19 protein-coding genes and 1 tRNA gene are annotated in these 18,019 nt (G+C 50.0%); 8 read left to right on the forward strand and 12 right to left on the reverse strand.

The genetic code is table 11. The features are described 5' to 3' along the window. Positions 1 to 58: 58 nt before the first annotated feature. The 7 genes from truD to folB all read right to left on the reverse strand — a co-directional run bounded on the left by truD (position 59) and on the right by folB (position 4,636). A complete protein-coding gene (truD, locus tag KNV97_RS16075; protein ID WP_218562317.1) occupies positions 59 to 1,105 on the reverse strand; it encodes a tRNA pseudouridine(13) synthase TruD in 1,047 nt (348 codons plus the stop codon). A 46-nt stretch (positions 1,106 to 1,151) separates the two neighbouring features. Further along, the gene (gene ispF / locus KNV97_RS16080) at positions 1,152 to 1,628 is read right to left on the reverse strand and encodes a 2-C-methyl-D-erythritol 2,4-cyclodiphosphate synthase (RefSeq protein ID WP_218562318.1); all 477 of its coding nucleotides are present in this window, start codon (positions 1,626 to 1,628) and stop codon (positions 1,152 to 1,154) included. Positions 1,629 to 1,755: 127 nt separating this feature from the next. Further along, complete coding sequence (gene ispD / locus KNV97_RS16085; protein WP_218562319.1) at positions 1,756 to 2,451, reverse strand: 2-C-methyl-D-erythritol 4-phosphate cytidylyltransferase; 696 nt, start codon at positions 2,449 to 2,451, stop codon at positions 1,756 to 1,758. Beyond that, positions 2,448 to 2,732, reverse strand: a complete 285-nt coding sequence (gene ftsB, locus KNV97_RS16090; protein ID WP_136483300.1) for a cell division protein FtsB — start codon at positions 2,730 to 2,732, stop codon at positions 2,448 to 2,450. Before ftsB ends, ispD begins: the two co-directional genes overlap by 4 nt. 243 nt (positions 2,733 to 2,975) lie before the next feature. Continuing rightward, positions 2,976 to 3,779 (reverse strand): undecaprenyl-diphosphate phosphatase, encoded by an 804-nt coding sequence (locus KNV97_RS16095; RefSeq protein WP_218562320.1) that lies wholly within the window; start codon positions 3,777 to 3,779, stop codon positions 2,976 to 2,978. Between the two features lie 15 nt (positions 3,780 to 3,794). Next, positions 3,795 to 4,286: a 2-amino-4-hydroxy-6-hydroxymethyldihydropteridine diphosphokinase gene (folK, locus tag KNV97_RS16100; RefSeq protein ID WP_218562321.1), complete on the reverse strand. Its 492-nt coding sequence runs from the start codon at positions 4,284 to 4,286 to the stop codon at positions 3,795 to 3,797. Continuing rightward, positions 4,283 to 4,636 (reverse strand): bifunctional dihydroneopterin aldolase/7,8-dihydroneopterin epimerase, encoded by a 354-nt coding sequence (gene folB / locus KNV97_RS16105; RefSeq protein WP_136483297.1) that lies wholly within the window; start codon positions 4,634 to 4,636, stop codon positions 4,283 to 4,285. Before folB ends, folK begins: the two co-directional genes overlap by 4 nt. A gap of 189 nt (positions 4,637 to 4,825) precedes the next feature. Here folB and plsY point away from each other — a divergent pair, with 189 nt between their 5' ends. Continuing rightward, a complete protein-coding gene (gene plsY, locus KNV97_RS16110; protein WP_218562322.1) occupies positions 4,826 to 5,428 on the forward strand; it encodes a glycerol-3-phosphate 1-O-acyltransferase PlsY in 603 nt (200 codons plus the stop codon). Positions 5,429 to 5,521: 93 nt separating this feature from the next. Here the strand turns inward: plsY and KNV97_RS16115 are convergent, their stop codons facing one another. Both KNV97_RS16115 and tsaD read right to left on the reverse strand, forming a co-directional pair. After that, on the reverse strand, positions 5,522 to 6,337 hold the full coding sequence (locus KNV97_RS16115; RefSeq protein ID WP_218562323.1) for an alpha/beta fold hydrolase: 816 nt from the start codon (positions 6,335 to 6,337) through the stop codon (positions 5,522 to 5,524). Positions 6,338 to 6,550: 213 nt separating this feature from the next. Further along, on the reverse strand, positions 6,551 to 7,576 hold the full coding sequence (gene tsaD / locus KNV97_RS16120; RefSeq protein WP_136483294.1) for a tRNA (adenosine(37)-N6)-threonylcarbamoyltransferase complex transferase subunit TsaD: 1,026 nt from the start codon (positions 7,574 to 7,576) through the stop codon (positions 6,551 to 6,553). 233 nt (positions 7,577 to 7,809) lie between these two features. On the opposite strand from tsaD, the gene rpsU reads away from it, so the two are divergent. The 6 genes from rpsU to KNV97_RS16150 all read left to right on the forward strand — a co-directional run bounded on the left by rpsU (position 7,810) and on the right by KNV97_RS16150 (position 13,795). Next, entirely contained in the window at positions 7,810 to 8,025 is a 216-nt protein-coding gene (rpsU, locus tag KNV97_RS16125) for a 30S ribosomal protein S21 (protein ID WP_001145625.1), read from the forward strand. A gap of 28 nt (positions 8,026 to 8,053) precedes the next feature. Beyond that, positions 8,054 to 8,497 carry a GatB/YqeY domain-containing protein gene (locus KNV97_RS16130; RefSeq protein ID WP_136483293.1) on the forward strand — a complete coding sequence of 148 codons (444 nt, stop codon included), beginning with the start codon at positions 8,054 to 8,056 and terminating at the stop codon, positions 8,495 to 8,497. Between the two features lie 162 nt (positions 8,498 to 8,659). Beyond that, positions 8,660 to 10,411, forward strand: coding sequence for a DNA primase (dnaG, locus tag KNV97_RS16135; protein ID WP_218562324.1), 1,752 nt, complete (start codon positions 8,660 to 8,662; stop codon positions 10,409 to 10,411). 97 nt (positions 10,412 to 10,508) lie between these two features. Then, positions 10,509 to 12,389 carry an RNA polymerase sigma factor RpoD gene (gene rpoD / locus KNV97_RS16140; protein WP_136483291.1) on the forward strand — a complete coding sequence of 627 codons (1,881 nt, stop codon included), beginning with the start codon at positions 10,509 to 10,511 and terminating at the stop codon, positions 12,387 to 12,389. A gap of 140 nt (positions 12,390 to 12,529) precedes the next feature. Further along, a tRNA-Ile gene (locus KNV97_RS16145) sits at positions 12,530 to 12,605 on the forward strand. Positions 12,606 to 12,703: 98 nt separating this feature from the next. Continuing rightward, a complete protein-coding gene (locus tag KNV97_RS16150; RefSeq protein WP_218562325.1) occupies positions 12,704 to 13,795 on the forward strand; it encodes a site-specific integrase in 1,092 nt (363 codons plus the stop codon). Between the two features lie 249 nt (positions 13,796 to 14,044). Here KNV97_RS16150 and KNV97_RS16155 read toward each other — a convergent pair whose 3' ends face one another. The 3 genes from KNV97_RS16155 to KNV97_RS16165 form a co-directional block, all read right to left on the reverse strand. Further along, entirely contained in the window at positions 14,045 to 14,875 is an 831-nt protein-coding gene (locus tag KNV97_RS16155) for an abortive infection family protein (protein ID WP_218562326.1), read from the reverse strand. A 110-nt stretch (positions 14,876 to 14,985) separates the two neighbouring features. After that, positions 14,986 to 15,936, reverse strand: a complete 951-nt coding sequence (locus KNV97_RS16160; protein ID WP_218562327.1) for an FRG domain-containing protein — start codon at positions 15,934 to 15,936, stop codon at positions 14,986 to 14,988. A 95-nt stretch (positions 15,937 to 16,031) separates the two neighbouring features. Further along, positions 16,032 to 16,865 carry an abortive infection family protein gene (locus tag KNV97_RS16165; protein ID WP_218562328.1) on the reverse strand — a complete coding sequence of 278 codons (834 nt, stop codon included), beginning with the start codon at positions 16,863 to 16,865 and terminating at the stop codon, positions 16,032 to 16,034. An 872-nt stretch (positions 16,866 to 17,737) separates the two neighbouring features. Here KNV97_RS16165 and KNV97_RS16170 point away from each other — a divergent pair. Then, positions 17,738 to 18,019 carry a helix-turn-helix domain-containing protein gene (locus KNV97_RS16170; RefSeq protein WP_256612139.1) on the forward strand — a complete coding sequence of 94 codons (282 nt, stop codon included), beginning with the start codon at positions 17,738 to 17,740 and terminating at the stop codon, positions 18,017 to 18,019.

Here is an 18,019-nt window from a genome sequence, read left to right on the forward strand (position 1 = left end):
TTACGCCTGTTGATGTTCACTCATAAAACCGCTTTGTTCATTCGTAGCCACGCGGTATTCACTCATAGACCCGTTCGACGGCAATCTCTTCCACCAGCTCGCGTACAATCGAGGTCGCGAAGCTGCCGGCATCCAGCGCAAAGCGCAGGGTAATCTCATCACCGTTGACGTCCCAGCTCAGATCCTGCGGCATCATCGACACCGCACGTCGATCATGACGCATACGGTTACCGCCAATCAGCTTGAGCAGGTCCGGCTCCGCATCCAGCTGCGGCTGCTCCAGCGCCAGCGCGTCACTACGGGTTGGCAGCGCGTTGTCACCCGCCAACGCCGCAGAAATCGCCGCCTGACCTTGTTCCAGCAGCGCGTTCCATTCGCTGAGCTTATCGGCCTCAACCAATGACTGCTCCTTACCTTGCAGGGCGATGTCGCCGTCAATAAAGCGATAAAAACAGCCGGCCTCAATGCGCGCAGACACGATATGATTAAAGATCCACGAACGGGCACTGGACAGATACAGGCTACGCTGACTCTGGTTGCGGGTACGCACATTCTCTCGTCCCCAGCGCCGCGCTTCATGCAGGTTATTGCCATCGCGGCCAAAGCGCTGATTACCAAAATAATTCGGAACGCCTTGCTGTGCAACTACTTGCAACCTTTGCAGCACATCATCCATATCGCTGACTTCACTTAAGGTCACCTCAAACCGGTTGCCCTGCAGATCGCCCGGACGCAGCTTTTTATTGTGACGCTGCATCGCCAGCACCTCAATACTCGGATACTGGGCTTCAAACTGAGCCAGATTGGGGAACTTACCCTGTGGCAGGTGAACACTCAGCCACTGCTCGGTCACCGCATGGCGGTCTTTCAGGCCGGCCCAGCTGACGTCTTTCGACTTCACGCCGCACGCTTTGGCCAGTTCATTGGCAACAAAACTGGTATTCTCACCGGTTTTGCGAATCCGGATCATTACCTGTTCGCCCTGACCACTGAACTCGTAGCCCAGCTCCTCAAACACCTTAAAGTGTTCCGGCTTGGCTTTGATTTTTGCTTTCGCTGTTGGTTTACCACATAAATAAGCCAACGATGATAAAAGATCTGTCATTTTTTATTCCGATATGTGAGCGCAGTACGCCAATCACCTGATGTGATCAGGCTTTAACCAGCAGTACCACAGCCTCACAGGCAATGCCTTCTTTACGCCCGGTAAAGCCAAGCCGCTCTGTCGTGGTGGCTTTAACATTGACGTTGGTTAATGCTGTTTCTAAATCGTGCGCGATGGCCGCACACATGGCGTCGATATGCGGCGCCATTTTCGGAGCCTGAGCCATGATGGTGACATCGCAGTTACCCAGACGGTAACCCTGCGCCTTCACCCGGCGGTAAACATCTTTGAGTAGCTCTCGGCTGTCCGCGCCTTTCCATTTCTCATCGGTATCCGGGAAATGGCGGCCGATATCACCGGCCGCCATCGCGCCAAGCAGCGCATCACACAGCGCATGCAAAGCCACGTCGCCATCGGAGTGCGCGATCAGACCTTGCTCGTAAGGCACCGCGACACCACCGATAATCACCGGTCCTTCACCACCAAATTTATGCACGTCAAAACCGTGGCCGATTCGAATCATGTTCAGTCCTTCTTCTTTTTATCGCTGCTTTTTATCGCTAATTTTTTTGAGCTATTTGTTAAGACACAGGTTGTCGCGACTCAGTTGGTCAGCCGTGGCTTAAGCTTTTTGTCTTATGCTTTTTGTCTTATGCTTTTTGTCTTAAGTAAAAGTCCGCCAACGCGAGATCTTCCGGCTGAGTAATTTTAATGTTATCGGCGCGGCTGGCAACCAGGCCGGGTTTGTCACCCAACCACTCGAAAGCGGACGCTTCATCGGTGATCGCTATCTGTTGCTGCAAAGCCTGAGCCAGCGCATCACGCAGTGGCCGGATGCGGAACATCTGCGGCGTCAGCGCGTGCCATAAAGCCACTCGTTCCACTGTATGGTCGATATTGCCGCTGCCGTCACCACGCTTCATGGTATCACGTACCGGCGCGGCCAGAATCGCCCCGACCGGATGTTCCTGAGCGGCCTCAATCAGGCGCGAAATATCCGCATGCTGTACACAAGGCCGGGCAGCATCATGCACCATGACCCACTGATTAGATAACTGCTGCTGACAAAGATAGTTCAGCGCCGACAACACCGAATCGGCCCGTTCACTGCCGCCATCAACCCGCATCACGCGCGGATGAGCAGCCAGCGACAGCTCAGCAAAATAGGGATCGCCCGGACTGACAGCAATCACCACCTGACCGATAGCCGGGTGACTGAGCAGTTTTTCAACCGTATGTTCAAGCACAGTCTGGCCGTGCAGAGTCAGATATTGTTTCGGCCGGTCGGCCTGCATCCGGCTGCCGACGCCGGCGGCAGGAACGATGGCAGTGATAAGGTCAGTCATGACCGGTTTTCCTCACCTATGATGCGGTAAAACGTTTCGCCATCCTTGACCATACCCAGCTCGTGGCGGGCACGCTCTTCTATCGCGTCCAGTCCCTGACGCAGATCGTCAATTTCGGCAAACATCTCCTGGTTGCGCACATGCAGGTTATTGTTCACCTGCTGCTGAACCTCGATTTCACCCGCGACCGAACGATAGTCAGCAATACCGTTTTTACCCATCCACAAGTCATACTGCAGGCAGGCAAACAACAGAGTCAGTGCCACTGCAAATACACGCATTGCCTTTCTCTCGCTTCTCTCATAAACACATACTGATTAATGGAAATGCTGCCGCCCAAAGGCAGCAGCGTATATATCGATCTATTGTCTTTAACATAGGTATTCTCTTTAACATCGGTATCATCGTTAACCGATGACCATGGTTACCCGATGACCATAGTTACATGTTAAGAAAAGTTCACCACTTATACCATAAGCCCGATAGTGAGGCGAGTCAGGAGCCGGCCCGCCCCAACACTTAGCTTACTGATTGAGTAAAAAGGCAAACAACCCGATACCTAATAATAAACGGTAAATCACGAACGGTGTCATGCCCATGCGAGAAATCAACTTCAGAAAAAAGAAGATACACAAATAAGCACTGACAAAAGAGGTCGCAATTCCGGTCAGCATAAAACCGGCATGGACAGGCGCACCACTGGTCACCAGCTGCATACCAAGATAGCTGGCTGCCAGCACAATGATCGGAATCGACATCAGAAATGAAAAACGTGCGGCTGCCTCGCGGGTAAAACCGAGATACAGCGCTGCAGTGATGGTGATACCAGAGCGGGATGTGCCGGGAATGATCGCGACCGCCTGAGCCAGACCGATAAACAGCGCCTTTTTCCAGCCGGCCTGATATTCATCATCCTGCGCGACGGAGTATTTATCGACATACCACAGCAGCAGACCAAACACGATAGTCGTGGTCGCTATCACCCACGCACTGCGCAGATAGGTTTCCACCACATCTTTCATCACCAGGCCAAACACGCAAGCGGGGATCGTCGCCAGCACGATCATCCAGGCCAAAGTGACCTCTTTGCCGCGCTGACGTTTGAAAATCGATCCGAAAAACGCCCGTAACAGGGTGATGACCTCACGCCGAAAATAAATCACCACCGCTGCCAGCGTACCAGCGTGCACTGCCACGTCGAACGCCAGCCCCTGATCGGCCCAGCCAAAAATGGCCGAAGGCAAAATAAGGTGTGCGGAACTGGAAATGGGTAGAAATTCGGTTAAGCCCTGAATTAAAGCCAACATTAACGCTTCAAAATAACTCATTGTATTCTCTTATTATTAATTAACTGAGAACCAAAGCTCCACAGGCTTAAGCGCCTCCAGCCCTTTGGCTTGCTGCCACACCTGTGCGATCGTTTGCTGAGCGCCGGGAATGGACAACGTCGGACACAGCTCATACAAAGGCTGTATCACAAAGGGATATTGATAAATGTCCGGGCGGGGCAACTTGGGTGCCGCGGGCGACACAGTGTCTCCATACAGAATGATGTCGAGATCAAGCATCCTGTCCTGAAATTTCTGCGCCTGGCTGTCACGGCCCCAGCGCAGTTCAATATCACGCAGGGTTTGAGACAGCTCAGACAAATTTAGTTCCGTCTGCAATTCAACCACCAGATTAAAAAAGGCATGGCTGTCAAATCCGACCGATTCACACTCATAGATAGTGGAAAGGCGCAGCCCTTCCCCTAACCCGGCCAGCTCGTTAATTGCGGCCTCTATGTGTTTGTGACGCTGCAGATTGGAACCCACACCCACATAGGTGGTGATCATGCTTTTCCTCGCTCAATGATCACACCCACGCCTTTGGCCTGAGCCACTGCACCCGGCTTAGTGAGGCGAATCCGGATCCAAGGCACCGAGAAACGGCTCATAATGATCTCTGCCACTTCTTCTGCCACGCGTTCCACTAACAGGAAACGGCCGTTTTCAATGTGATCGATCACCGCCTGACTGACCTGAGAATAGTCCAGGGCATCCGCCACATCGTCACTCAGCCCGGCAGGCTTATTGTCGTGTGCCATTTCCAGATCCAGTACCAGCTTCTGCTTGATCTCTTGTTCCCAGTCATACACACCGATGGTGGTGATCACTTCCAATTGCTCGATAAAAACTTTATCCATCTTTCTATTACATCCTTTTTACAGGTCGGATACCCTATTTGAGGAAAAAAACGTATTATTCTGCTGAATCGCGTTATCATATACCTAAACCACCTCAAGATGCGAAATCCGGACAGAATTTTTACTTTGAGCTTGGTTAACAAGGACTTGTGAACCGATCTTCCGGTAAATCTTCACTTTGAGGAAATTATGACGCCACTGGCACTCATTATGATCATTTCTGCTTACCTGCTGGGATCCGTCTCCAGTGCGGTGTTGATCTGCAAAATGACCGGACTGCCAGATCCGCGCGCCGTCGGCTCGCATAATCCGGGCGCGACCAATGTGCTGCGTATCGGCAGCAAAAAGACCGCGGCGGCCGTGCTGCTGTGTGACATGCTCAAAGGCACCATTCCGGTCTGGAGTGCGTATTTTCTCGGCATTGATGCGCTGCTGCTGGGCGTGATCGCGATCGCTGCCTGCCTTGGCCATATGTATCCGCTGTTTTTTCATTTTAAAGGTGGTAAAGGGGTCGCTACAGCACTGGGGGCGATCGCACCGATCGGACTCGATCTGACTGCGATGATCATGGCCACCTGGCTGGTGATCGCGGTGCTCTTTCGCTACTCTTCTCTGGCCGCACTGGTCACCGTACTGCTGGCACCGTTTTATACCTGGATGGTCAAACCGCATTACACCCTGCCGGTGGCGATGCTGTGCTGCCTTATCGTGCTGCGCCATCATCAGAATATTAAACGCCTGATCAGCGGCACCGAGCCGAAAGTCGGCGCCAAACACCGGGATCTCGACTAACCGGGCAGACCCGCAGTAAACACGAGCGCGGCCGTGAGGTTCAGATCTAAAAAAAGGCCGTAACGGCCTTTTTTATTGGTGTTGCAGAGTGACTTATTTCAGCGCCTTGGCCAAAAAGCGTTGCAGCATTTCCGTCACGAACTGCGGCTGCTCCAGATTACTGATGTGGCCGGCCTGCGGGATCACCACCAGTTCACTGCCGCTAATGCTGTCCTGCATCAGATACGATTCCAGCACCGGACGCGGGCTGTCTTCAGCGCCAACCGCAATCAGTACCGGCAGCGCAAACTTCTCGACCTCTTCCATCAGGTCACGACGACCAAATACCATCCGCCCGATACGCGCCACTTCCACCGCCTGCTCACCGCTCAGAGCGGCCAGATGCTGTTTAAAGTCCTGCACCAGTTGCGGCGTCGTTTGCGCTGCCTGCTTGGCAAAAAACATCGGTGCCACCGTCTCGACAATCGGCTCCGGCACCGCTTGCAGTGCGGTAATGGTATCCAGCATGTGGAAGTACTTCGCATGGGTCACTTCCGGCTCCAGGCCGACAAAAGTATCCATCATTACCAGGGCTTTGACGCGCTGCGGCGCCAACGCCGTGAGCTCTGCGCCCCACATACCGCCCACCGACAGGCCAACGATGGTGAAGGCCTCAATGCCGAGGTGATCCATCAGCGCCAGAATATGTTGGGCATAATCACTCAGGCTGCGCATCGATGCCGGCGCCGGTTGCGACTGACCATGCGCCCACAGGTCAGGCACGATACAGCGGTATTTTGCGCTCAGCGCTTCGACCTGCGGCGCCCACATCGCGCTGTCCCACAGATAACTGTGGCCAAACACAATCACTTCACCCTCGCCCTGATCAAGATAATGCATCTGCTGGCCGTCATGGGTAAACATCGTCATGGTCATTATTCCTTTCTTGGTCTGGCAATCAGCATCGAGGCTAATTGCTGTTGTCACTGATTACGATTGCCGCTGAGTGATGGGATTGCACCGGATCTTACTGACTGACCACACATCACCCGCGCTCAGATAAAAAAACGGCCGCCGCAGCGACCGCCCTTCTTTATTTAACACTGATCCGATCCGAGATTTAAAATCAAACCGAACCGAGGATTAAGCGTCAGCCGCAATCGGCGTCAGTTGATCAATCGGCCAGCGCGGACGCGCATCCAGGCTCAGATCCGTGGTATCACCGTTTTTGAGACGCTGCATCCCGGCATAAGCGATCATCGCACCGTTGTCGGTACAGAATTCCGTGCGCGGGTAGTACACCTCACCGCCGATTTTGTGTGCCAGTTTACCAAGCGACTCACGCAGCTGCTTGTTGGCACTCACGCCGCCGGCAATCACGATACGTTTCATCCCGGTTTGTTCCAGGGCACGTTTACACTTAATCACCAGCGTGTCACACACCGCTTCCTGGAACGCATAGGCGATATCGGCGCGGGTCTGCTCATCATCACCATTGCTGGCAATGGTATTGGCAGTAAAGGTTTTCAGGCCGGAAAAGCTCATGTCCAGACCCGGACGGTCGGTCATCGGACGCGGAAACTTAAAGCGGCCTGGCGTCCCCTTCTCCGCCAGACGCGCCAGCAGCGGGCCGCCCGGATAATCCAGCCCCATCAGTTTCGCGGTTTTATCAAACGCTTCACCGGCCGCATCATCAATCGACTCACCGAGGATCTGATATTCACCAATGCCTTTCACTTCCACCATCATTGAGTGGCCGCCGGACACCAGTACCGCGACAAACGGGAACGGTGGCGGGTTATCTTCCAGCATCGGCGCCAGCAGGTGGCCTTCCATGTGATGCACAGGCACCGCCGGCACATTCCAGGCGTACGCCAGGCTGCGGCCGATAGTGGCGCCAACCAGCAGCGCGCCCACCAGGCCCGGGCCGGCCGTGTAAGCCACACCGTCAATATCGGCCGGCGTCAAATTGGCATCGGCCATCGCCGCTTTAATCAGAGGAATGGTTTTTTTAACGTGGTCGCGTGAGGCCAGTTCCGGCACCACACCACCGTAGTCTGCATGAAGTTTGACCTGACTATAGAGTTTGTGCGCCAGCAATCCGTTCTCGTCGTCATAAATCGCTATACCCGTCTCATCACAAGAGGTTTCAATACCAATAATGCGCATAGTTTTCTCAGCGTGCTTTCATCTATAATTAGAAATTGGCGCCATGTTACCTCGGCTTGGCTTTACAAACAAATTTTGTACAGACTGTAGTCGACAAAATGCTTTACAAAGCCCTGTCGATCGGATTAAAATTCGGCACCATTTTTGATCAAGCTGGTAGATAGACTAAGCAAATTATTGTTTCGGTCACTGAACTCCAGCGTTAACGAATTAACCCCTGAGGTGAAAGGCATATGCCAGTAGTTAAAGTACGTGAAAACGAACCGTTCGACGTAGCACTGCGTCGTTTCAAGCGCTCTTGCGAAAAAGCAGGTATCCTTTCTGAAGTGCGTCGTCGTGAGCACTACGAAAAACCAACTACAGTTCGCAAACGCGCTAAAGCAGCAGCTCAAAAGCGTCACGCTAAGAAGCTTGCTCGCGAAAACGCTCGTCGCGTTCGCCTGTACTAATAACTGATTCCTTACTTAGGAATTTGTTATGGCTCTGATTGACACGCTCAAAGAAGAGCAAAAATTAGCGATGAAAGCCAAGGACAAAACGCGCCTTGGCACTATCCGTTTAGCTTTGTCAGCCATTAAGCAACGTGAAGTTGACGAACAGATTACTCTGTCCGACGACGACATTCTTGCTGTGCTGACGAAAATGGTTAAACAGCGTCGCGACTCTGTTGCGCAATTTGAAGCAGCCGGTCGTCAAGACCTCGCTGATGCGGAAAAAGCCGAAATTACAGTACTTGAGGATTTTATGCCTCAACCACTGACCGAAGACGAAGTGTCTGCACTGATTGACAGCGCAATCACCGAATCAGAAGCAGCGGGCATGCAAGACATGGGTAAAGTAATGGCTGTGCTGAAACCGCAAATTCAAGGGCGCGCAGATATGGGTAAAGTAAGCGGTTTAGTTCGCGCTAAGCTGGCTTAATACCACGCCCAATTGCAGCAAGCCGTGCTATTCTTCGGAACGCACGGCTTGTTTGTATCTATACTCCTGGCCTTTGCAGACCCGAACCTCAGCCTTAACCGCGAGGCTCGCCGCCTATCCGGCCGGATGTAATTTTTCGTTTAGCTCTTTGTTTTAGGTTTTATGGCAGGACAGATCCCTCGTAGTTTCATTGATGACCTCCTCGCTCGACTTGATATCGTCGACATCATTGACGCACGTGTAAAACTTAAAAAAAAGGGTAAAAACTACAGCGCCTGCTGCCCGTTCCACAACGAGAAAACCCCCTCTTTCAGCGTCAGCCAGGAAAAACAGTTTTATCACTGTTTCGGTTGCGGCGTACACGGTAATGCCATCGACTTTATGATGGAGTACGAGCGACTGGAATTTCCGGAAGCGATTGAAGAGCTGGCCTCCTTTCTCGGCCTGGATGTACCGCGCGAAGCGCGCTCCAACGGCAGCTTCAATAACAGCAGTAATGCCCCGCGCGCCAGCAGTGAAGAAAAGCGTAACCTGTACGACTTAATGGGCAACATTGCCCAGTTCTACCGTCAGCAGCTAAAAGTTGCCACCAACCGCACCGCCATCGATTACCTGAAAAACCGCGGTTTATCCGGTGAAATCGTACAGAAGTTCGGTATCGGCTACATCGCTGACGAGTGGGACCAAGTGCGTAAAAACTTCGGTCAGAGCCGCCATAACCAGGACATGCTGGTCTCCGGTGGCATGCTGATTGAAAACGAAAAAGGCAACCGCTACGACCGTTTCCGCGGCCGTATCATGTTCCCGATCCGTGACCGGCGTGGCCGGGTGATCGGCTTTGGTGGCCGGGTGCTGGGTGACGGTACACCGAAATACCTCAACTCGCCGGAAACGCCGATTTTCCACAAAGGTAAAGAGCTGTACGGCCTGTATGAGGTGTTGCAGGCTTACCGTGAACCACCGCAGATTCTGGTGGTCGAAGGTTATATGGATGTGGTGGCACTGGCGCAGTATGGTATCGACTACTCCGTCGCTTCCCTGGGTACCTCGACCACAGGTGACCACTTGCAACTGCTGTTCCGCCAGACCAACACCGTCGTGTGTTGTTACGACGGTGACCGTGCCGGCCGTGAAGCTGCCTGGCGCGCGCTGGAGAATGCGCTCAGCTACCTGAAAAGTGGCAACATTCTCAAGTTCCTGTTCCTGCCCGATGGCGAGGACCCGGACAGCTACGTGCGTAAATACGGCAAAGACGCCTTTGAACAGCAGATGCACAACGCAGAGCCGCTGTCTAAGTACCTGTTCTCCAATCTGCTCAGCCAGGTGGACACCAGTACTTATGAAGGCAAAGCCGCCTTACAGGCGATGGCACTGCCACTGATTAACCAGATTCCGGATGAATCGCTGCAGGATCAGCTGCTGCGCATACTGGAGCAGAAGACCGGCATTTATAAAAAGCCGAGCGTGCCGGCGGCCGCTAACCCGCGCCCGCAGCCACACAAAGAGATTAAACGCACCCCGATGCGTGAAGTCATCGCTTTGCTTCTGCAAAATCCGAGCTATGCTGAAATAGTACCTGATCTTTCCAGCGTGAAAGAGCTCGCTATACCTGGGTTGAGTTTGTTGGTCACAGTGCTTGAAAACTGTCGACAAAACCCCCATATATCAACAGGCCAATTACTTGAACATTGGCGCAACGAAAATCATGAGGCACTTCTGTCTCGTCTGGCGAGCTGGGAGATACCGCTCGTCGAAGACAATCAGGAAGAACTATTTTTAGACTCACTGGACAAGATTCTTGCTCAGTGCGTAGAGAAACAAATTGACAACTTGCAGGCTAAAGAGAGAAGCGTCGGTTTATCAAGCGACGAAAAAAGGGAGCTAGTAGCGTTAATGCTAGAATTAAAAGCGTAACCCAGTTTAAATAGTCAGCAACGAATAAATTTGTTAGTATACGTGGTTTGCATTTCGCATACTATTCCTTCACCAGATACGAAGTTGGATACCGTCTATGGATCAAAGTCCGCAGTCACAGCTTAAAGTACTTGTCTTAAAAGGCAAGGAACAAGGCTATCTGACCTACGCCGAAGTAAATGACCACCTACCTGCCGAGATCGTCGATTCTGAGCAGGTAGAAGATATTATTCAGATGATCAACGACATGGGCATCAAGGTAGTAGAAACTGCCCCAGATGCCGATGATCTTGCGTTAAACGACGACGATACGATCACTGATGAAGATGCAGCAGAAGCCGCTGCCGCTGCGCTGTCCAGCGTAGAAAGCGAGATTGGTCGTACGACCGATCCAGTCCGCATGTACATGCGTGAAATGGGTACAGTAGAACTACTGACTCGTGAAGGTGAAATTGATATTGCCAAGCGCATTGAAGATGGTATCAACCAGGTTCAAAGCGCGGTCGCTGAATACCCGGGCACCATCCCTTACATCCTGGAACAGTTTGATAAAGTCCAGGCTGAAGAGCTGCGCCTGACCGACCTGATCTCAGGTTTTGTCGATCCGAATGAAGAAGAGAGCACTGCGCCAACTGCGACGCACATCGGTTCTGAACTGACCGAAGCCGACCTCAAAGATGAAGACGACAAAAACATCGACGACGATGAAGACGACGAAGATGAAGACGGTGACGGCGATTCAAGCGACGACAGCGAAGAAGAAGTCGGTATCGACCCTGAGCTGGCTCTGGAAAAATTCACGCAACTGCGCAACAAATTCCAGAACCTGCAACTGGCGATCAACGAGCACGGTAACGAAAGTTCGCACGCTCAGGAAGCAACTGATCTGGTACTGGACGTATTCCGTGAATTCCGTCTGACACCTAAACAGTTCGACCACCTGGTGGAAACACTGCGCACTTCCATGGATCGCGTTCGCACCCAAGAACGTCTGATCATGCGTTCTGTGGTTGAAGTGGCTAAGATGCCGAAAAAATCGTTCATCGCGGTTTTCACTGGCAACGAGTCAAGCGAAGCGTGGCTGGATCAAGTACTCGCGTCTGACAAACCGTACGCGGAAAAAATCCGTCGTAACGAAGAAGACATTCGCCGTTCAATCCAGAAACTGCAGATCATCGAACAAGAGACTTCTTTGAGCGTAGTACGCATCAAAGACATCAGCCGTCGCATGTCGATCGGTGAAGCGAAAGCCCGCCGTGCGAAGAAAGAGATGGTGGAAGCGAACTTACGTCTGGTTATTTCTATCGCCAAGAAATACACCAACCGTGGTCTGCAATTCCTCGATCTGATTCAGGAAGGTAACATCGGCCTGATGAAAGCGGTGGATAAGTTTGAATACCGTCGTGGTTACAAGTTCTCAACTTACGCCACATGGTGGATTCGTCAGGCGATCACCCGTTCTATCGCCGACCAGGCGCGCACAATCCGTATTCCGGTTCACATGATCGAAACGATCAACAAACTGAACCGCATCTCTCGTCAGATGCTACAGGAAATGGGTCGTGAGCCACTGCCGGAAGAACTGGCAGAACGCATGCAAATGCCGGAAGACAAGATCCGTAAAGTACTGAAAATTGCTAAAGAGCCAATCTCAATGGAGACACCAATCGGTGACGACGAAGATTCGCACCTGGGCGATTTCATCGAGGATACCACCCTCGAGCTGCCACTGGACTCAGCAACATCAACCAGCCTGAAAGGCGCGACCCGCGACGTTCTGGCCGGCCTGACGCCACGTGAAGCCAAAGTACTGCGTATGCGTTTTGGTATCGACATGAACACTGACCACACGCTAGAAGAAGTGGGCAAACAGTTCGACGTCACCCGTGAACGTATTCGTCAGATCGAAGCCAAAGCACTGCGTAAGCTTCGCCACCCAAGCCGCTCAGAAACTCTGCGCAGCTTCCTGGACGAATAATCGACCAAGACTGAAAAAAGGTGAGCTCTGGCTCACCTTTTTTATTGTCTGTTGTGCTAAGTGAATAAAAACTAAGCGCAATTGGCCACCCTAGCGTCTAGACACCCCGTAAAGCTTCCCCTATAATCTTTGACCTGTATGGCCCCTTAGCTCAGTGGTTAGAGCAGTCGACTCATAATCGATTGGTCCCCAGTTCAAGTCTGGGAGGGGCCACCATTCAAATCAAGCACTTATCGCTTACCCTTCTTTGAATGTTGCCTTTTATTCCGTCCCGAGGTACAAAATCAGTACAGTACGCATTCGGGAGTACTCACATGGCAACTTTAGTTAAAACCTCTTCAGGTACCTGGAAAGCCGTTATTCGAAAAACCGGCTGGCCAACGACGTCCAAAACTTTTCGTCTCAAACGCGATGCCGAGGATTGGGCAAGACGCACTGAAGATGAAATTGTGCGTGGCGTCTACATCAAACGTTCCTCGTCAGAACGACTCACCATTGAAGAAGCATTAAAACGCTACCTGGCAGAAATCTCACCGACCAAACGACCGGCAACTGCTGCCTGTGATGCAAGACATTCCAAACCGATTATCAAAGCCCTGGGGAAATACTCCCTGGCCGCCCTGACTCCAGAAATCATTGCCAAGTATCGAGACGACCGGTTAGCTGGCCTGGACCGTTGCGACGCCAGAGGTAATCCGGCTCCTAAACCGCGCTCACCTAATACCGTGCGCATTGACCTGGCCCTGCTCAGTCACCTTTACAACATTGCGATTAAAGAATGGGGCATCGGCCTGGCCATTAACCCGGTCCAGAATATTCGTAAGCCCTCCCCGCCTTCTGGCCGGGAACGACGCTTAACTGAGGAAGAAGAGTTACAGCTCCTGGAAGCCGTTGAGGCGCACACCAACCCGATGCTGGCCTGGATTGTCCGTATCGCGCTGGAAACCGGTATGCGTTCCTCTGAAATCACTTCTCTGCGCCGCTCTCAGGTTGATTTGAAAAAGCGTGTGGTTTTCCTGGTCGAAACCAAAAACACCATGCCGAGAACCGTTCCGCTTTCTCTCCTGGCGTTAGAATCCTTTAAGCAGGCGATTAATAATCCGGTACGGCCAATTGATACCGACCTGATTTTCTTTGGCGAACCAGGCAAAGACGGTAAACGACGACCGTACAACTTCAACAAGGTATGGATGAGGATTAAGGCCAAGATTGGCCTGAAAGATTTTAAATTCCACGACCTGCGCCATGAGAGCGTCAGCCGCTTGGTTGAAGGCGGGCTAAGTGATCAGCAAGTCGCCGCCATCAGCGGCCATAAATCAATGCAGATGCTACGCCGCTACACGCACCTTCGAGCCGAAGACCTGGTTGAAGAACTGGACGCAATTGCGAAAGGGAAAAAGGCTTAGACAACTCTGCCCCTCAAGTGTCAATCAAATGAGGATTAAGCCTATGTAATCTGGCTGTGAGCAATGGCCAGGCCGGGTTAATTGACATTTGAGGGGCCGGTACGTTTAAGTGCAAGATAGTCAGCCACCAATCTCCAAAACAGTTCAATACTGCCTAAATCATGTTTAAACAGACGCATGTTAGTTTAGACCTGATGATTTAAAACTTTCTGTCGGATTAGGAAACTATGTCTATTCTTTGATCGTTTGTTATGGCTTTTTCCTTTCAAGGTTTTCTAGCATTAGCTCAGATATAGCACCTATAAACTCAACTGCGGCTTTTGCTTCAGAAGCTCTTAGATCCGGTACCCACGGGCGACCATGCCCAGAGCCTTGCTTATTTCGGAGGTTATTAATCGAACAAGCAGTTTCATATAAAGAACGCTCTAATCTGCAACGCTGATGTTCACCTTGAACTGGCTTCTGTTCTGGTGTGGCCATATCAAGAGCTACAAATGCTTGCCCTAATAGGCTAGGAAAATTCGCTGTTGAAGGATAGCTTCCCCACAATTCCTGGATTACGTGCGCTGCTACTGCCTCCATTAAGTCTTTGCTAGTTCCTACTACCAATGCCGCATCTTCTATCCCTTTTTTGGCACGATTGACGTAACCACGAAGAGCTTGTGTAAGATTTCGTCCTGAAAGGTTATCCAATGCAACCGGTGATATTGAGCCATCCTCACCCAGAATAATGCCTTCAGGACGCAAAGCTGAACCTAAATCGGCGATAGCATCAGAGCCTACAAAATTTGGGGAAGTTGTTCTAAACCCACCGCAGCCTTTAACGGATGAAATTATTCCGGCAATTAGTTTCTCTGCTTTAGCAATATCGTTCTCGATTGCCCAGTTAAACACTATGCGAAGTCTTTTGGCTTTCCCTACTGGAAAGCCATCCTTATTCGGATCGACATGTATCAAGCCAGCTCTATTAATCTGAAATTCAAGATCAGAATGACTAGGATCTCTTCGATCTTTCTGGGCGTCATCAACGAGACGAACCAACGAATAAATAATTGTATCGTTTACAGGTATCCTATCCATTACATCCTATCTTCGATTGTTGTGAGCCATAACGCCGCGCTCTGCGGCAAATTTGAAGCACAGCGGAAAATTTGTCCGACAGCAGAGCTTTGTTAAGCGTGGCTTGAAGTTCAGTAACTTTTAATTTTAGGAAGCGCAAAGTTTGAAAAACCTGAAAAATCTGGATAAATGGTTGAGTGCCTGTATCCAAAAAGCTTGTCTAGTCGCTTTCGAATATCTTCTTTGGCACTCGCCTTAATTCTGAAGGTGTATAGTGCTCCAGGCCCGGCACCTTTTCCTTTAGCGGGATCAAATACATGAGGTCTTGCAGCAACACAGCACGCTTCGCGCGCTTCTGCTATAGGCCACCAACCTTCTTTGAAATTGGGAGACTTAGGAAACTGAAATTTTTTTCCATCGGGTTTGTTGGTCGATGGAACACCACCGAAAAGAAACCCACCATTTTGAGCCGCTATTCTTGCGTCCAAGTTTGCTGGCTTCCATGCAAAGACTGAAGTATTCCATTCTTTGCTATCGATTCCGTCACTTCGACCCTGCTTCCAAGGACGATTATAATCATCCTCCCAAGATCGATATTCGTCATTTTCATTTATTAGACGATCAGTTACATCGAACGCAAAGAGTCGGGCGTCTTGATCTTCATGGATTCTTGTCCCGTTGCTCCATTTCTCTTCAACAGCGAACCAAGCGCCAACCCAAGCATTGAAAGTAATATCAATTAATCTTGTTGGAGCACCGTAGTGCTGCAACATAGCAAGTTGATTTAATATTGATAACCGTCCTGTTTGAGACGAAGAGTGCAACCCCCAGCGATGAAGTTCTACAAGTATCTCGCTTTCTTCTTTAGCTATTTCGGCTTCAGTAAGAACCTTTCCTTTTGTCAGATTAGCCCTTCTATATAAAGAGCTATGCAGAGCCCAACTTGCATCGATTTGCCCACGCCAAGCAAACTTGATGTTCTTTGAAACTGCTTTTTCCATTACTTGATTGACGACTTTTAAAAGTCCATCGAAATCTGCGATTTCCACCTCAAAGGGCTTCCAAAAATCCTCTACCTTCATTTCAAAATCCTTTTACGCTTAACGCCCGCAACACCGGACAATTTGGAGCGCAGCGGAAAATTGTTCCGAGTGCTTGCGCTTGTTATCCAAAATCTCTACCGCGCTCTCTGTATACAGTCTTGAATGTATCTAAATACTGTATACATCGCATTAACAATGGCGGTTGCTTCAGGGACATATAGCAGGTCATTTACATGGGCGAGGCTCGCCTTATTTCTTAGCGTAGAAAACGCGTCAATAGACGCGGCAAAAGAATTAAGAACCCTGGTAACCTCCTCAGCCCTATGACCTGACGCTTGCAATGCAGGATGAAACTGCCGAAGTTGTTTGAACGCTTTAGATGCCGTAGGGGCGTTGGGTAGATCAATTTGATTATCGGTACAAAGCTGCACCAAATATCCATGGAGAGCAGTATGAGCGCGATCAATTGCGCTTGAAGAATCAACCGTCCCAATTAAAGCCTTCGCGTCTCCCAAAGCCCTCATCACCGAAGTCGAAATTGACTCACTGAATTCTGGCGCAGCAACACTGCCTGCTGTTTGAATCAACTGATCATCAACAATTTGATAATGGTCTTGGTTGTTAATCAGAATCTGGTTGATGTGCTGTACCGTTGGCACAGAAGCGCCACTATTCTCCAGCTCCTCTAACGCCTCATATACAGCGGCTATAAAATTTGGAGCATCCTTGGCTGCATTCTGAGCCTGGCTGGACATGTCAGATTCAGCCCAGTCAAGCGAAGAGCTACGTGAGTAATAATCACCAGAAACTTTGCAGAAGTGTTTCTTAAATACCTCAATTATTTGCTGCCGACTCATTGATCCCGATACTCTTCTGATCAATGAACTAAAATCATCTACAGACCGAGCACTGAGTGGTGTCGTTGTTCCCATAGGAAATCTAAGTTCACTTGCCATTTGAAGCGGCATCAATTACTCCCCATTTTGTATAACAGTGTCTTTTCAGCAGACATTGTCTTTATAATATTTTCAGAAAATACAGATACCATAGCAGTAGCATACTGTTCTGTTAGTCTTATCTTCCCTTGCACTCACAGATTGCGGAACATGTCTGCATAGTAGCAAGTGTTCAACAAAGCTCATAATCTGCTATTAAGGAAAATTGGTCAATAAGTGACACTAGAAAGTGGTCAGGAATTAGAGGTTGGGTAATTTTTTGGCATTTACGAGTTAACACTTTCGTTTCATAAGCCGTCGTTACGACTCTCAAGTGCACCTCATATGTCAATAGCACCACCATCACTACAACAATACACTTCACTATTCTCTTCAAAAGCTCACATATATTGACACTTGAGGGGCACATGAACGGCAACCGAGTTGCCATAGAATGTGATCACTCAAAAACAACAGTGATTTAAATCACAAATACATATGCAACTAAAAGAAAATCATGATAGATGATTTTTGCAAGTTAAGCGTATTCCACCCGAATTAATCCAACTCTACTGACTATCTCACTCACTTGATTCCACTCTTCTCTCTTTATTTATAAATACAGAACAAAAGTAAATTTTAATAATTAAAACAACAAGATAAAAAAGCAACCCTATCAATAGAGATATTAATGTTCGATATACCGAAATCAAGAACGCTCAAAATCAGAAAGGACTCGATTTTAGCCGCTAAAAAAACCAAAAAAAACACCAATAAAACCTACGATATATCGAAAACTTGTAGATAAAATTCACGAACGTGAAGAGAAAGTGGAGTTTACAGCCCCAAACCCTTATGCATAGACTATCTCAAAGTCAACAAAGAGCATGGCAAAGGAGATCGGTATGACTACAGAGCATCGCAACATAACGGCTAAGGAACATACAATGACCACTGAGGAAAGCCTCTACAACCACTATGGAGGATCTCCGCTGCTTTCATTTACTCAGGTTGCAGAGATCCTGCATCGCAGTCCAGAAGGCTTGAGGATTACACTTCGTACAAATTGCGAACTGGCCAATAAGCTAAAACCAAACCGGATAAAAATAGGCAGACGCGTTTATTTCAAGGTCTCCGATATCGCCAACTTAATTGACCAAGCTACCCCGGACAATATGGAGGCTTGA

This window comes from Vibrio ostreae, from assembly GCF_019226825.1.
In the GTDB taxonomy this organism is placed as follows: Bacteria; Pseudomonadota; Gammaproteobacteria; order Enterobacterales; family Vibrionaceae; genus Vibrio; species Vibrio ostreae.

Excerpts from the sequence above, each read along its gene's own strand:
- truD (WP_218562317.1), bottom strand. The coding sequence starts at position 1,105 with ATGACAGATCTTTTATCATCGTTGGCTTATTTATGTGGTAAACCAACA.
- ispF (WP_218562318.1), bottom strand. The coding sequence starts at position 1,628 with ATGATTCGAATCGGCCACGGTTTTGACGTGCATAAATTTGGTGGTGAA.
- ispD (WP_218562319.1), bottom strand. The coding sequence starts at position 2,451 with ATGACTGACCTTATCACTGCCATCGTTCCTGCCGCCGGCGTCGGCAGC.
- ftsB (WP_136483300.1), bottom strand. The coding sequence starts at position 2,732 with ATGCGTGTATTTGCAGTGGCACTGACTCTGTTGTTTGCCTGCCTGCAG.
- KNV97_RS16095 (WP_218562320.1), bottom strand. The coding sequence starts at position 3,779 with ATGAGTTATTTTGAAGCGTTAATGTTGGCTTTAATTCAGGGCTTAACC.
- folK (WP_218562321.1), bottom strand. The coding sequence starts at position 4,286 with ATGATCACCACCTATGTGGGTGTGGGTTCCAATCTGCAGCGTCACAAA.
- folB (WP_136483297.1), bottom strand. The coding sequence starts at position 4,636 with ATGGATAAAGTTTTTATCGAGCAATTGGAAGTGATCACCACCATCGGT.
- plsY (WP_218562322.1), top strand. The coding sequence starts at position 4,826 with ATGACGCCACTGGCACTCATTATGATCATTTCTGCTTACCTGCTGGGA.
- KNV97_RS16115 (WP_218562323.1), bottom strand. The coding sequence starts at position 6,337 with ATGACGATGTTTACCCATGACGGCCAGCAGATGCATTATCTTGATCAG.
- tsaD (WP_136483294.1), bottom strand. The coding sequence starts at position 7,576 with ATGCGCATTATTGGTATTGAAACCTCTTGTGATGAGACGGGTATAGCG.
- rpsU (WP_001145625.1), top strand. The coding sequence starts at position 7,810 with ATGCCAGTAGTTAAAGTACGTGAAAACGAACCGTTCGACGTAGCACTG.
- KNV97_RS16130 (WP_136483293.1), top strand. The coding sequence starts at position 8,054 with ATGGCTCTGATTGACACGCTCAAAGAAGAGCAAAAATTAGCGATGAAA.
- dnaG (WP_218562324.1), top strand. The coding sequence starts at position 8,660 with ATGGCAGGACAGATCCCTCGTAGTTTCATTGATGACCTCCTCGCTCGA.
- rpoD (WP_136483291.1), top strand. The coding sequence starts at position 10,509 with ATGGATCAAAGTCCGCAGTCACAGCTTAAAGTACTTGTCTTAAAAGGC.
- KNV97_RS16150 (WP_218562325.1), top strand. The coding sequence starts at position 12,704 with ATGGCAACTTTAGTTAAAACCTCTTCAGGTACCTGGAAAGCCGTTATT.
- KNV97_RS16155 (WP_218562326.1), bottom strand. The coding sequence starts at position 14,875 with ATGGATAGGATACCTGTAAACGATACAATTATTTATTCGTTGGTTCGT.
- KNV97_RS16160 (WP_218562327.1), bottom strand. The coding sequence starts at position 15,936 with ATGAAGGTAGAGGATTTTTGGAAGCCCTTTGAGGTGGAAATCGCAGAT.
- KNV97_RS16165 (WP_218562328.1), bottom strand. The coding sequence starts at position 16,865 with ATGCCGCTTCAAATGGCAAGTGAACTTAGATTTCCTATGGGAACAACG.
- KNV97_RS16170 (WP_256612139.1), top strand. The coding sequence starts at position 17,738 with ATGACTACAGAGCATCGCAACATAACGGCTAAGGAACATACAATGACC.